Annotated in this window: 13 protein-coding genes; all 13 read left to right on the top strand. The window is 32.4% G+C overall.

What is annotated here, in order from left to right; genetic code table 11:
- Window positions 1-145 precede the first annotated feature (145 nt).
- A complete protein-coding gene (locus N288_RS21665) occupies window positions 146-1276 on the top strand; it encodes a DegT/DnrJ/EryC1/StrS family aminotransferase (protein ID WP_009792719.1) in 1131 nt (376 codons plus the stop codon).
- Complete coding sequence (locus N288_RS21660) at window positions 1276-1920, top strand: sugar transferase (RefSeq protein ID WP_009792720.1); 645 nt, start codon at window positions 1276-1278, stop codon at window positions 1918-1920. The genes N288_RS21665 and N288_RS21660 overlap by 1 nt, the downstream gene beginning before the upstream one ends.
- A gap of 94 nt (window positions 1921-2014) precedes the next feature.
- On the top strand, window positions 2015-3142 hold the full coding sequence (locus N288_RS21655; RefSeq protein ID WP_009792721.1) for a glycosyltransferase family 4 protein: 1128 nt from the start codon (window positions 2015-2017) through the stop codon (window positions 3140-3142).
- Window positions 3143-3324: 182 nt separating this feature from the next.
- Window positions 3325-4506 (top strand): glycosyltransferase, encoded by a 1182-nt coding sequence (locus tag N288_RS21650; RefSeq protein WP_009792722.1) that lies wholly within the window; start codon window positions 3325-3327, stop codon window positions 4504-4506.
- Entirely contained in the window at window positions 4503-5726 is a 1224-nt protein-coding gene (locus N288_RS21645; RefSeq protein ID WP_009792723.1) for an O-antigen ligase family protein, read from the top strand. The genes N288_RS21650 and N288_RS21645 overlap by 4 nt, the downstream gene beginning before the upstream one ends.
- Entirely contained in the window at window positions 5727-6836 is a 1110-nt protein-coding gene (locus N288_RS21640) for a glycosyltransferase family 4 protein (RefSeq protein ID WP_009792724.1), read from the top strand.
- Entirely contained in the window at window positions 6817-8079 is a 1263-nt protein-coding gene (locus N288_RS21635) for a lipopolysaccharide biosynthesis protein (RefSeq protein ID WP_009792725.1), read from the top strand. The genes N288_RS21640 and N288_RS21635 overlap by 20 nt, the downstream gene beginning before the upstream one ends.
- A gap of 344 nt (window positions 8080-8423) precedes the next feature.
- Window positions 8424-9749, top strand: a complete 1326-nt coding sequence (locus N288_RS21630) for a nucleotide sugar dehydrogenase (protein ID WP_009792726.1) — start codon at window positions 8424-8426, stop codon at window positions 9747-9749.
- A 59-nt stretch (window positions 9750-9808) separates the two neighbouring features.
- The gene (locus N288_RS21625; protein ID WP_009792727.1) at window positions 9809-10372 is read left to right on the top strand and encodes an N-acetyltransferase; all 564 of its coding nucleotides are present in this window, start codon (window positions 9809-9811) and stop codon (window positions 10370-10372) included.
- Between the two features lie 17 nt (window positions 10373-10389).
- Complete coding sequence (locus N288_RS21620) at window positions 10390-11520, top strand: DegT/DnrJ/EryC1/StrS family aminotransferase (RefSeq protein ID WP_009792728.1); 1131 nt, start codon at window positions 10390-10392, stop codon at window positions 11518-11520.
- A gap of 32 nt (window positions 11521-11552) precedes the next feature.
- Window positions 11553-12566, top strand: a complete 1014-nt coding sequence (locus N288_RS21615; protein ID WP_009792729.1) for a Gfo/Idh/MocA family protein — start codon at window positions 11553-11555, stop codon at window positions 12564-12566.
- An 88-nt stretch (window positions 12567-12654) separates the two neighbouring features.
- Entirely contained in the window at window positions 12655-13665 is a 1011-nt protein-coding gene (gene galE / locus N288_RS21610) for a UDP-glucose 4-epimerase GalE (protein ID WP_022544478.1), read from the top strand.
- Between the two features lie 185 nt (window positions 13666-13850).
- Complete coding sequence (locus tag N288_RS21605; protein ID WP_022544477.1) at window positions 13851-14504, top strand: helix-turn-helix domain-containing protein; 654 nt, start codon at window positions 13851-13853, stop codon at window positions 14502-14504.
- Window positions 14505-14529 lie beyond the last annotated feature (25 nt).

Here is a 14529-nt window from a genome sequence, read left to right as displayed (position 1 = left end):
GTATGTCTAGATTCTTTTTATCCATTCGGCTTAATTAGAAGACGCACTATGCGATATTGTAATTAGTATTTTAGTAGTTAACTGGAAGATAAGCTTCTAGCTAAGTCCTAATTTACTAATACCTCAACAGGAAGGAAGTATCAAGATGGAATCCACAAAAGTAAAAGATAGAATATTCCTTTCATCTCCACATATGAGCGATGAAGGCTATGAGATGCAATATGTTAAGGAAGCCTTTGATACAAATTGGATTGCACCACTTGGTGAGAATGTAAATGGTTTTGAAAGAGAACTAGCTGAAAAGGTTGGGTCTAAAGCGGCTGCTGCTCTTTCCTCTGGAACTGCAGCTATTCATCTAGCACTCAAGGCAGCAGGAGTGGGAGAAGGAGATATAGTATTCTGTCCAACCCTTACCTTCTCTGCAACAGCAAATCCAATTATCTACCAAAATGCAATTCCTGTATTTATAGATAGCGATTATGAAACATGGAATATGAGTCCAAAAGCGCTGGAAGAAGCCTTTAAAAACTATCCAGAAGTGAAGGCAGTTATTGTCGTTCATTTATATGGTCTTTCAGCAGATATGGACAAAATTATGGGAATTTGTAAAAACCATAATGTAACGGTTATAGAGGATGCTGCTGAATCATTGGGAACTTACTATAAAGGTAAGCAAACAGGGACCCTCGGTAATTATGGGATCTTCTCTTTTAATGGAAACAAGATTATAACTACTTCTGGTGGTGGGATGCTGGTTTCTAATGATGAAGAGCGAATTGCTAAGACAAGATTCTGGGCAACTCAATCCAGGGACCAAGCAAGGCATTATCAGCATAGTGAATTAGGTTTTAATTATCGGATGAGTAATGTTGTTGCTGGGATTGGGAGAGGGCAGCTTAAGGTATTGGATCAGAGGGTTGCTAAGAAGAGAGCCATTTATGAGTTCTATAAAAGAGAGCTTGGTGAGCTTGAGGGCGTAGAGTTCATGCCTAGTAATGAGTGGGATGAATCGAATTATTGGTTAAGCTCTATAACATTAAATGGCAAGGTAAGACCGATTGATATTATGGATGCTCTTGAAAAAGAGAATATTGAGTCAAGACCAGTTTGGAAGCCGATGCATTTGCAGCCTTTCTTTGAGAAGTATGATTTTGTTGGTGAAGGTATATCGGTGAAGTTGTTTGAGAATGGTGTATGTTTGCCGTCGGATACTAAAATGACGGATGAGGATTTAGAAAGAGTTGTGAAGGCTATTAAGGGGTTGTGGTTTAGGTAATGAGAAACTCCAAGGGCGGTATATATAGAAGGTTTTTAAAAAGACCTATGGATCTTACTCTATCATTGATTGCCATTATTGTTCTTAGTCCGATACTTTTAGTAGTTGCCGTACTTGTTAGAACGAAGTTAGGCAGTCCTGTTCTTTTCAAACAACAGAGACCTGGGTTGAACGAAGAGATTTTTATGATGTATAAATTTAGGACAATGACGAATGAGAGAGATAAGAATGGGGAGTTACTACCTGATAGTGTTAGATTGACGAAGTTTGGTAAACTGCTGCGTTCTACATCTCTTGATGAACTGCCGGAACTTTTTAATATTTTGAAGGGGGATATGTCCATTATAGGTCCAAGACCATTGTTAGTGCAGTATCTTCCTTTGTATACTGAACAACAAAAGAAAAGGCATAAAGTAAGACCTGGTTTATCCGGCTTAGCACAGGTGAGTGGTAGAAATGCTATTAGTTGGGAAGATAAGTTTAATTTAGATTTAAAGTATGTGGATAATTTGAGTTTTAAAAATGATTGGAAGATTATTTTTTCGACAATAAAAAAGGTTACTTTAAGAGAAGGAATTAATTCAGAGACTGCTGCTACAATGGAGTACTTTAAAGGTAGTAAAGCGGAGAGAATAAATGATTAAAAATTAGACAAAGTAGTTTCTCTACAGATTTATGATAAGTATTAAACATAAAATATATTAATGGGAAACCATATTTAAAATGAGGAATTAGATAATGAAAATATTATTTGTTACAACAGTCTCCAGTACAGTTGATGCATTTTTGATACCTCATATACGACTTTTGGTAAGACAAGGACACCAAGTTGATGTTGCATTTAATATTATAAGAGAAGTAAATCCAGAGTTAATTAAATTAGGATGTGAAATTCACGATATTAAATTTCAAAGGTCACCCTTGAAAAAACAGAATTTAAATGCTTACAAAAAAATAAAAAAAATTGTAAAAAACATAGGTTATGACATTATTCATACTCATACTCCAATAGCATCATTATTAACAAGGGTTGCATGTAGAAAAATGTCTAATTTGAAGATTTTATATACTGCTCACGGTTTTCACTTTTTTAAGGGTGCACCAATAAAGAACTGGTTATTATTTTACCCCATGGAAAAAATTGCAGCAAAGTACACGGATGCAATCATAACAATGAACGAAGAAGATTATGTTTTTGCTAATAAATTTAAACTAAAAAGCAAAAATTCTATTTATAAAATTCATGGTGTCGGTATTGAATTGAACAAGTTTTCAGTACAGGATTCTGAAAGAAAATCGTCTCTTCGAAGGGAATATTCTTATAATAACGAAGATTTTATACTATTTTTTGCTGCCGAACTGAATTATAACAAACATCAAGACTTGCTTATTAACGCTGTTTACCAAATTATAAATAAAATACCAAATGTAAAGTTATTACTGGCTGGAGAGGGTCCTTTAAAAGACAGTTATAGAGAATTGGCTAATAAGTTTGGGATAAGTGATAGTGTGAATTTTTTAGGTTATCGAAACGATATACCTAATCTATTAGCTATTTCAGATATTGGTGTTTCATCTTCTCGAAGAGAAGGACTACCGGTCAATATTCTGGAAGCTATGGCCACTGGATTACCAATAATCGCCACTGAGTGTAGAGGGAATCGGGATTTAGTGCATGAGGGGGAAAATGGTTATATATTAAGGGAAAATGATATAGAAGGCTTTGCTAGAGCAATTGAAGAGTTATATAAATCACAAAATCTTAGAAAAACATTTGGGGAAAATAGTTTAATGTTTGTCAAGGCATACTCACTTAATGATGTTTTAATAGAAATGAGAAATATTTATTTAACAATGATAAAGTAAATAAACTTAGAGATACTATGCTTTAAATTGTGAGTTTTTTTCGACATAGTAATCCATACAAAAAATATGAATGACATTGATATTTTTAAAAGATGTTTCTTATTCATTAAAAGTATAGGTATATGTTGAGTAAGAGTAACATGTGAGAATGGATTATTAAAAATGTATCAAGGAGAAGTAAAATGAAAAATATTCTTGTAATTACCCCTTTTTTTCCTACTAGTACTCAAAAATACAGTGGGGTTTTTATAGAAAATCAAATAAATTATTTTAAAAGTGAATATAAAGATTATAATTTTTATGTTTTGCATTGTACTTCTTTGATATCTGACCTTATACAAAATATGAGTAATTTAAGTAAGAACAAAACTAAAACTAACAGCAAGTTAAACTATGTAAGGAAAAGATTTCTGAATCTACCAAGAAATCTTTCCCAAGTTTTTGCTGCAAAGCAAATAGAAAGGTTAATTTTATCTTATATTCACAAAAGTGATGTAAAATTTGACTTGATTCATGCACATTTTGCAATACCAGTGGGTGTCGCAGTGGCAAATATAAGAAAAAAAGTTAATATACCAACTATATTAACAGTCCATGGGAGTGATATTAATAAATATCCTACATTAAATAATAAGTATTATAATGCTATAAAACATGCTCTCACCAATATGGATTTAGTCCTTAGTGTTAGTGAAGACTTAAGGAAAAAGGTAAAAAAGATTAGTTCAAACGTAAATGTAATTACAAATAAAATTGGGATAAATATAGATAGTATTGACGAGACTATTAAAGAGAACAGTCAGATAAATTTAAGAGAAATGGTTTATGTCGGTAACCTACTAAACTCTAAAGGAGTTTTAGATTTAATTGATACCATTAAAATGTTCAATAATAAATTTTCTTCTAAAGAAATAAGACTGAAGATAATTGGAGACGGTATAGAAAAAGAAAATATTGAGAACTTTATTAAGGTTAATAATATAAAAAATATAAGTTTACTAGGATCCCTTAATAATAAAAGTGTTCTTACTGAAATTAAAAAATCTGGGATTCTTATCTTGCCTAGTCATAGTGAAGGACTCCCAACTGTCATTATGGAAGCAGGTGCGTGTCAAAGAATGGTGATATCAACCAATGTTGGAGGTGTACCTGAAATAGTAGAAGAAGGGGAAAATGGTTTTTTATTTAAACCTAAAGATAAAGTACAATTACTGACAATATTAGAAAACATATTTATTAAGCATAATGTGGATATTATTAAAATGGGGTTAAAAAATAGGGAAAAAATAGAAAAAAAGTATAACCAAAAAGACTCTATTTTACTCCTAAAAGAGACCTATGAAAGTTTAATTAGAGGATTATGATGATATTTAATCATTACAAAGGTAACTTTCTAGTTAAACTTTGGTTCATTGTGGCAATACTTTTTCCATTTGATGCATCTTTACTATTACCCTTTAGTGTTTTAGGAACTGCGATTAGTGTTAATAGAATTTTATTAATACTAGCATTAGTTGTTACTTCGTTTAAGATTATTCAAAATCAAAAAATAAAAGTTGTAAATCTAGGAACAGAACCTGTTTTTATGATATTAATAGTATTTTCATTCCTTAGTATTTCATGGAACAATGATAAGGCAGGGGCTATACAGGCTTTCACTTTCCTGATTATTTCTTATATACTTTTTTACTTGGGAATATATATAAAAACAAAAAATCTTGAATACCGCCTTGCATATACTATTCTACTAATTTCATTAATGTTTGCTTCATTAGATGCTATTCTAGGATTTCGGCTACAAATCTCAACGCAATCCGAATTTAAGAATGAAATAATATCCCTATTTTTTAACCCTGCGTTCTTTGGAGCAACAATGGTATTATTACTTCCATTTATAATTCAACGGACGCTAACATCAAAAAAAATAAAGTTAGTGTTTAATGTTTTTATAAATATCTTGGTTATATACTTTGTTTTTCGAACAGGATCTAAAGGGATAGTAGTGTCTTTAACGCTAGTTTACTTAATATTTATATTCCACTTTACAAAGAAGAGAACATATTTTATTAAAGTTATAATTTCTTGCGTAATAATTACAGTTTTAACTATATTCCTTTTAGAGAAAGATTATTTACCAAGGGAAATTGAGCTGAAATTATATGAGATCTCTGATATTTTCTCGGGTGAAGTATGGGAAAGTGCAGATTCTAGCTTTGGTAGCAGGAACATGGTTTGGAAAGTAGGTATAGAAAAATTTCAAGAGAACCCTCTTTTGGGACACGGTTTTGGTTCCTCATACTCAGTAATATATGAAGAAGTATTAAATAGTAAAGTTCTAGCCTTTCACAATTGGTGGATTCAGATTCTTGTTGAAACAGGAATTCTCGGATCATTATTATTTGTTTTCCTATACTCTAAGAGTATAGTTACAAATTTAATTGCTAACCATGAGAATAGAATTATTTACTTGTCAATATTAGTTTCTTTTATTCCGATTAGTTTAACTGTAGGAAATGTTTTGCAATTATGGACATGGTGGATGCTTTTTGGAATAACTTTTGTGAAATTTAAGGGGGGGAGTTAATTGAAGATAGGAATAGTCATGTACGGAGGAGCTTCCTTAAGTATGGGGGGAGGAGCAGAGAGAAGATTTGCTCGAGTAGTAGAATACTTAGTTAGCCAAGAAAATGAAGTTTACCTATATGTAAATAAGCAGCTAGAAAAGGAAATTGTAAATTTAATAGGGCCAAATATAAAGCAAAATATTGTTAGTTATGATGACTATAATGGAAGTAAAATAGAAATACTTAAATTCAACATATGGGTACAAAAACAAATTATTAAAGACAAAATTGATATTGTCCATTTACCATTGATACAGAAGTCGCTGATTCCATTTTATAAATTTTTGGTTTTTAAGAGAATCCCTTTTGTTATTACAGTAGCACTATACTATTTTTCAACTAATGATAAGTTAGATTTAATGACAAAGGTCATTGGAAAGTATCTTTTTAAACATGCTAAAACTATTGATTCACTTTATGAGAGCTTTCGAAATTCAACTTATGGCATTAAACATAAAAATAAAATAAGAGTTAGTCCTTGTTCATTTACAGATTATAAACGTTATATGCCAACAGAAAAAGAGAATATCATAACTTTTTGTGGTCGATTTATTGAATCAAAAAATCCTATGCTATTTTTGAAAGCTATTAATAAATTGAAGAAGAATGTACGTAAGGGGTGGGAATTTCATTTAGTGGGAGGTGGAAAGCTAGAACCTGTATTAAAAAAATTTATCATTGAGAACAGGCTAGAAGAATCCGTATATATATATAGTACTAGAAAAACACAAGAAGTATTATCTAAATCTGTGATTTTTTGTTCGCTCCAGAAAAATGAAAACTATCCTTCGCAGTCCTTACTAGAAGCTATTAGTTGTGAAAATGCTGTTATTGCAACTGATGTTGGTGAAACCAATAAACTTGTTAATCCCTCAAATGGAATCCTTATTAGCGGGAAGAATGTTACTGAACTAACGGATGGATTAGAGTTGTTAATGAAAGATATTGATTTAAGATCTAAATTAGCAAAAAAGGCAAAGGAGTCATGCAAAAAAAATCATAGAGTTGAAATTTTTGCAGAATACTTAATAGAAATATGGACAGAATTATATGAAGTTACTAAAAGATAATAAAGTATTTAAAAATGTTACTACACTGTTGAGTGGTACAGTATTAGCTCAAGCAATACCAATCCTTGCTTCTCCCATTTTGTCTAGAATATATACACCAAAAGAGTTTGGCATATATTCAGTTATTTTATCTGTAGCTATCATAATAAGTATTTTTTTTACTTTTAAAGTAGAAAGAGCAATAATAATTCCAGACTCTCAAGAAGAAGCTAATATGATATCGAACTCGGCATTAAGAATTCTAATGGCTGTTTTACCTATATTCATAATTATTGGGATCTTCTATGTTGTGGCTTCAGATACAAATATTATTATAGTAACCCTAGTACTTTTGTTGGCTGTTCTCATATCTATTTCTGAAATCTTTTATTATATTTTAAGTAGAAATGAAAAATATAAAGCTATTAGTATGGGGAAGTTCAATAACTCTGCATCAATGATTACATTTCAAACTCTATACGGGAAATTATTTCCAAGTTATACTGGTTTAATATTAGGCTTTATTATCGGGATTTTTATTCAAGCAGTGTATTATGTTAAATACTCTATACTGAAAAAAGTATTTGATCTCAATAATAGTTCTAATGTTAATTTTATATTGAGAAAATATAAAAAATTCCCTTTAGTAAATGCACCTCATGCATTGTTCGATGCATTAAACCAACAGGGAACGGTGTTTTTATTAGGAGTTTTATATTCATCAGCTTTGGTAGGTAATTATGCTTTTTTAATCAGAGTAGTTAGAGCACCGATTTCTATTCTAGGAACAACAATTGGACAAGTATATTATCAGGAACTAGCAAAGCAGATAAATTCAAAAAAATTAATTTTACCAACACTAAAAAAGTTGATCATTATATTAACCGTAATAGGCATTATCCCATTCACTATTCTTTTTTTCTTTAGTAAAGAATTATTTATATTCTTTTTTGGTGATGAATGGAAGGATGCTGGTATGTATGCAGAATATTTGATGCCTTTTATATTCTTTAACTTTATATCATCACCGTTATCCTTAATTCCAACCTTACTAAACCGTCAAGGGACATTTGCAATTCTATCAATAGTTTCAAATATAGGATATTTTACAATATTCTTTCTAGGATTTTACTTTTGGGGATTCAGTAATTCTTTAAAGATTGTCTCATTACTAATGTCAGTGTATTACATTTTTATAATTTATTGGATTTATAGAATTTGTAAAGAAAATGATCTGATTAGAAATGGAGAAACAGAAGAATAGGTTATCAATAATTAAAATAAAATTAGTAATTAATTTTATACGTAATTGTCAGAAGCCTTTTATTATATTTAAGCTGGCACATTATTAATTCAAAGATGTTTTTCCGAGAATTATATTATTGAATCTAATTCAAACTAGTAGATAAATCCATTTGTTGGCAATTTAAGAGAGGGAAAGGACTCCTAAAAAGAATCCGTAAACAAAATTTTCAAGACTGATTGCAATAAATTTAATATAAAAGAAGTTAATTCAAATCTTGTATTAAATGCTAATTAACATATTAGCCCACTTGTAGTAGCTAAAGGAATTAGCTTTTTTTATTTTACTAAAGGAGAATTTTTATAATGAAAAGTACAATATTACAAAATGACTTAAAGGAAAAATTATTAAATAAAACTGCAACACTTGGAGTCATAGGTCTAGGTTATGTAGGTCTCCCATTAGCCGTAGAAAAAGCAAAGGCAGGTTATAAAACTATAGGTTTTGATGTTCAAAAATCCAAAGTAGAGATGGTCAACGAGGGGAAAAACTATATTGGTGATGTGGTAAATGAAGACCTTGAGTCTCTGGTCAATTCTGGCTATTTATCGGCTACTACAAATTTCGAAAAAGTAGCTCAAGCAGACTGTGTAAGTATATGCGTTCCAACTCCTCTAGACAAGTATCAACAACCTGATATCAGTTATGTTAAAACTTCAGCTGAGAGTATTGTGCCTTACATGCATAAAAACATGTTAATAGTATTAGAATCTACAACTTATCCAGGAACAACAGAAGAACTTCTTAAACCAATACTAGAAGAATCGGGATTGAAATGTGGTGAAGATTTCTTCTTGGCTTATTCACCAGAACGTGTGGATCCGGGGAACTTTACCTTTAAAACAAAAAACACCCCTAAGGTAGTGGGTGGGATTACTCCTAAATGTACAGATGTAGCTGCAGCACTCTATGAGAGTATTTTAGAAGCACCAATCCATCGTGTATCTTCACCTGCAGTTGCAGAGATGGAAAAAATTCTTGAAAACATATATAGAAATATCAATATCGGCTTGGTCAATGAACTTGCAATATTAAGTGAAAAGATGGGGATTAATATTTGGGAAGTTATAGAAGCCGCTAAATCCAAACCATATGGGTTCCAAGCATTCTATCCAGGACCAGGCCTTGGGGGCCACTGTATCCCCCTTGATCCATATTATCTTTCTTGGAAGGCACGTGAATATGGCTTTCATACATCAATGATTGAATCATCTATGATAGTGAATGATCGAATGCCTGAATACTGCGTTGAGAGAGCAAGTAAAATCTTAAATAAAGTTAAAAAAGCAATGAATGGTTCCAGGGTTCTTGTACTAGGTGTGGCTTATAAAAAAGATATCGATGACTATAGAGAGAGTGCCGCACTTAGAGTAATAAAAGAGTTAGAAAAAGAAGGAGCAAAAGTTACTTATTTTGATCCTTATATACCGGAGTATAACGATCATGGAGATATTAAAAGAGGAGAAAATGGATTAACAGCAGAACTCATTGAAAAAGCAGATCTAGTTATGATAACAACTGATCATACAATGGTAGATTATTCTCTGGTACAAGAGCATGCCAAAGCTATTTTCGATACAAAAAATGCAATGAAAGATATAACAAATAGAGAAAATATTGAGTTATTATAGGAAGGTAGCCAAATGGGCCTTCCTTACCTAGTTTTAGGGATAGATAAGGAGACATTCGAATGCATTATTTTGTACATGAAAGTAGTTACATTGATGAGAATGTAAAAATTGGTGAAGGAACGAAGATATGGCATTTTAGTCACATCCATTCTGGTGCCGAAATTGGAGAAAAATGTTCAATCGGGCAGAATGTAAATATATCAAACAACGTGAAAATTGGTAGCGGAGTAAAGATTCAAAATAATGTTTCAGTATATGAGGGTGTAGAATTAGAGGACTATGTGTTTTGTGGTCCATCAATGGTATTTACCAATGATTTAACTCCAAGAAGTAAATATCCTAAAGGTAGTGCTTCATATAAAAGGACATTAGTTAAATACGGCGCCTCTATAGGAGCAAACGCAACGATTGTATGTGGTAATACTATTGGTTCCTGGGCAATGGTTGCCTCTGGAGCCGTTGTAACAAAAAATGTTCCAGACTATGCATTAATGGCTGGGGTTCCGGCAAAACAAATTGGTTGGGTTTGTGAATGCGGTCTTCCTTTAAAGGAAGACTATAATTGTAAAAAATGTAACAGGTCTTATGAATTAAAAGATGGTAGTTTATTTGAAATTAAATAAAGGGAAAGAGGAAAAGTATGCAGTTTCGCGACTTAAAAGCTCAATATACTCAGTATAAATCAGCTATTGATTATGCTATTCAAAATGTGCTAAACACTGGCCAATATATAGGTGGCAAACCAGTAAATGAACTTGAAAAAGAACTAGCTGAATACGTAGGTGTTAAGCACTGTATTACTTGTGCTAATGGAACAGATGCTTTGTCATTGGTTTTAATGGCTTGGGATGTAAAGGAGGGTGACGCTGTTTTCGTACCTGACTTTACATTCTTCTCAACAGGAGAAGTAGTTTCCTTTAATGGGGCTACACCGGTTTTTGTAGATGTTGATGAAAAGACCTTTAATATAAATCCTAATAAGCTTATACAATCAATTGAAAAAGTGAAAAATGCAGGAAAATTAAATCCAAAAGTAGTTATACCAGTTGATTTATTTGGGCTCCCGGCTAATTATAATAAGCTTGAGAAGGTTGCTAAACAGTACGATTTGCTTGTATTAGAAGACGGTGCACAAGGATTTGGTGGAAATATTAATGGTAGAATGGCTTGCAGTTTCGGTGACGCTGCAACTACTTCCTTTTTCCCAGCTAAGCCTTTAGGTTGTTATGGAGACGGCGGAGCAATCTTTACTAATAGTGACGAAACAGCTGAATTGCTTCGTTCCTATAAAGTTCATGGAAAAGGTGTAAATAAATATGACAATGTTAGAATTGGTGTTAATTCCAGACTAGATACGATGCAAGCAGCTATCTTGCAAGTAAAATTGCATGCGTTTAAAGAGCATGAGCTTGATGGAGTAAATAAAGCATATCAACTGTATAGTGAAAAATTGCAAGATGTTGTAGAAATACCTTATATTCCAGAAGGTTATTACTCTAGTTTTGCCCAATATACAATCAAACTTAATTCGAAAGAACAACGAGATGCACTACAGGCCAAGCTGAAGGAAGATGATATTCCAAGTATGATTTACTATACTAAACCAATGCATCTTCAACTGGCATTCGCAGATCTACCATTTGATGAGGAAGATTATGCTGTTACAAACAAACTTTGTGACACTGTTCTTTCACTCCCAATGCACCCATATTTAAAAGAGGAAGAAATTACAAAGGTATGTGATGTAATACAAGAATTTATAAATGCTTAGCATCAATATATGAAAAGGGAAGAGGCTTCATTATGAATTTTGCAATTGTCGGATGTGGCTTTATAGCCAAAAAGCATGCAGCAGCAATTGATAAAACTGATGCTGCAAGGCTTGTTGCAGTCTGTGATAAAGTTCCAGCTACAATGGAATTTTACAAAAAAGAATATGATGCAGAACCTTATACAGAACTAGAACAAATGCTTGAAGTAGATGATATTGATATAGTTTGTATTTGTACTCCAAGTGGTTTCCATGCTTCCATTGCAGTTCAAATAGCGGAAGCAAAAAAGCATATTATTGTAGAAAAACCAATTGCGATGTCAATTGAAGATACCGATAAAATCATAGGCGCTTGTAACTTAAATAATGTGAAATTAGCGGTGGTTCATCCAAATCGTTTTAGACCGGTTGTTCAAGAGTTGAGAAAAATTATGGACCAGGGGTTATTAGGAAAGATTAGCCATGCAAGCTGTATAGTGAATTGGAACAGAAATCAGGAATATTATGACCAAGCTCCTTGGAGAGGAACTAAACAGCATGATGGTGGAGTACTAATGAATCAAGCAATTCATAATCTTGATTTATTGTTATGGTTTATGGGAACTCCTGACCAAGTGTTTAGTATGGAAGCAACAAGACTTAGGAATATAGAAGCTGAAGATGTGTCTGTCGGAACAATAAAGTTTGATTCAGGCGCACTTGGAACGGTAGAAGCTTCAACTACTGTATATCCTAAAAACTATGAAGAGTCTATTACAATATTCGGTGAAAAAGGTACCGTGAAAATTGGTGGTACAAACGCATTGTATTTTGAGCATCTTGATATTATGGATATGACAGATGATGAAACTAAGGATTTGAAAGATAGTATTAAAGCAGACCCTTGGGGAACTCCAGGTCACCAATGGATTATTGAGGACATGATAAATGCTATTAATGAAAATCGGGAGCCAGCTGTTACCGGTAAAGACGGTAAGAGTGTTCTTAAATTAGTACTATTTCTCTATGAATCTGCTAAGTTAAATCAACCAGTTAATTATAGATGATAGTTATTCTTTAGATTTTTTAGCTCAGGGTTAAAGGATTTTTTATAAGTTAATAGTCTAAAAGCGTAAAAGGTGGTGAATTATACTTGTGAATATATTAGTTACCGGTGGTGCAGGATATATAGGGTCCCATACCTGTATTGCTTTGTTGGAAGCAGGGCATTCAGTAATAATTGCTGATAATCTTTGTAATAGTAAGCGTGAGACCGTTGAGAAAGTTACAGATATTACAAATAAAGAAATAACTTTTTTTGAGATTGATGTAACGGATGAACAAGCTGTTGATGAAGTTTTTAATAAAAATAAAATAGATGGTGTTATTCATTTTGCTGGCTTAAAAGCAGTAGGCGAATCAGTAGACATACCATTAACTTACTATTATAACAACATAGTTAGCACTATGATTCTTGTTAAAGCATGTCAGAAATATTGTGTAAACCGTTTTGTTTTCAGTTCATCATCAACTGTATATGGAGACAACACTGTGCCATTTGTAGAAACAATGGATCTTTTATCTACTACTAATCCTTACGGTGAAACAAAAGCGATAAGTGAGAGGATTCTTTCGGATATAGCTAAAGCAAATCCGAAATTTTCGGTTGCTCTTCTTCGATATTTTAATCCAATAGGAGCTCATGAAAGTGGATTGATTGGTGAAGCTCCTAACGGTATCCCAAATAACCTTATGCCATATGTTACTCAGGTAGCTAAAGGAAAACTAGCGAAACTTCGAGTTTTTGGTAACGACTATCCAACAATAGATGGTACCGGTGTAAGAGACTATATTCATGTATTGGATTTGGCAGAAGGACATGTTGCAGCGTTAGATAATCTTAAAGAAGGTGCTCATGTTTATAATTTGGGAACTGGTCAAGGTACCAGCGTATTAGAGTTAGTGAAAGCTTTTAAAGAAGCAAATAGTATTGAAGTCCCTTATGAAATAGTAGAGCGGAGACCTGGAGATATCGCTTCTTGTTATGCTGATGCTTCAAAAGCAAAAAGAGAACTCGGCTGGATAGCAAAACGTGATATTGTCGCTATGTGCAGAGATGCTTGGCGATTCGAAAAGAATTATAAGGATTTAGTTGAATCTAAATAGATGATGATTATGCCCGTTAAGTCATATGTGACTTGGCGGGTTTATTTGTATCGGTGTGATCTAAGTAAATAAGTACTCACTACAAAAGAATTATGAACTCCTCTGTATGAAGGGCTAGAATAATAGAAGGAGCAATGGTACAATAAAATCATTCGTTCGTCGAATGAATGAAAGGAGAGAAGGCTATGAATCTGACCATAGATATTAGCTTTTTAAACCCTACAAGTGTTTTAAAGGAATTAAAGATACTTGAAGCCATCGAGGACAATGAAAAATTGACGCAAAAAGAACTTTCTTCGTTAATAAACGTCGCACCATCCATGATCAATCAGTATTTAGGTGATATGGAAAACAGGGGTTTATTAACTAGGCGATATATATCAATTAAAAATGTTACTTATCATATTAGCAAGGAAGGAATTGATAGAAAAAATTATTTATTAATGTCCTACCTTTATGAATTAATTAAGTACTATAACTTTGCTAAACAAAATATTGAATCATTTTTTAAGAAGATTGAAGAAAAAAAACTTCAATCGATCTTGTTATATGGTGCTGGAGAAGTTGCTGAAACCCTTATTACAATAAAAGAAACGAGGAAAGATAGCAATTTTAAGATACTCGCTATTTTGGACGATGATTCACAAAAGCATGGTAAGGATATATTAGGGTGTGAAATAATTAGTCCTTCTCGAATTTTTGAATACACTGCCGATGCTCTAATTATTACGAGTATGGCATTTGAAGATAAGATAAAAGCACGGTTGAGCGAATTAAATTATCCAGAAGAAAAATTGATTAACGTCTTAGCGTCAAACGGAATATTAGATTCACATTAATAAATTTACCAAATGAATAATTTAT

Source organism: Bacillus infantis NRRL B-14911, from assembly GCF_000473245.1.
Taxonomy (GTDB): Bacteria; Bacillota; Bacilli; order Bacillales; family Cytobacillaceae; genus Bacillus_AB; species Bacillus_AB infantis.
The sequence above is the reverse complement of the archived record's forward strand: the minus strand, read 5'-3'. Positions and strand labels throughout refer to the sequence as shown.

Excerpts from the sequence above, each read along its gene's own strand:
- N288_RS21645 (WP_009792723.1), top strand. The coding sequence starts at position 4,503 with ATGATGATATTTAATCATTACAAAGGTAACTTTCTAGTTAAACTTTGG.
- N288_RS21630 (WP_009792726.1), top strand. The coding sequence starts at position 8,424 with ATGAAAAGTACAATATTACAAAATGACTTAAAGGAAAAATTATTAAAT.
- N288_RS21665 (WP_009792719.1), top strand. The coding sequence starts at position 146 with ATGGAATCCACAAAAGTAAAAGATAGAATATTCCTTTCATCTCCACAT.
- N288_RS21615 (WP_009792729.1), top strand. The coding sequence starts at position 11,553 with ATGAATTTTGCAATTGTCGGATGTGGCTTTATAGCCAAAAAGCATGCA.
- N288_RS21635 (WP_009792725.1), top strand. The coding sequence starts at position 6,817 with ATGAAGTTACTAAAAGATAATAAAGTATTTAAAAATGTTACTACACTG.
- N288_RS21625 (WP_009792727.1), top strand. The coding sequence starts at position 9,809 with ATGCATTATTTTGTACATGAAAGTAGTTACATTGATGAGAATGTAAAA.
- N288_RS21605 (WP_022544477.1), top strand. The coding sequence starts at position 13,851 with ATGAATCTGACCATAGATATTAGCTTTTTAAACCCTACAAGTGTTTTA.
- N288_RS21650 (WP_009792722.1), top strand. The coding sequence starts at position 3,325 with ATGAAAAATATTCTTGTAATTACCCCTTTTTTTCCTACTAGTACTCAA.
- N288_RS21655 (WP_009792721.1), top strand. The coding sequence starts at position 2,015 with ATGAAAATATTATTTGTTACAACAGTCTCCAGTACAGTTGATGCATTT.
- N288_RS21660 (WP_009792720.1), top strand. The coding sequence starts at position 1,276 with ATGAGAAACTCCAAGGGCGGTATATATAGAAGGTTTTTAAAAAGACCT.
- N288_RS21620 (WP_009792728.1), top strand. The coding sequence starts at position 10,390 with ATGCAGTTTCGCGACTTAAAAGCTCAATATACTCAGTATAAATCAGCT.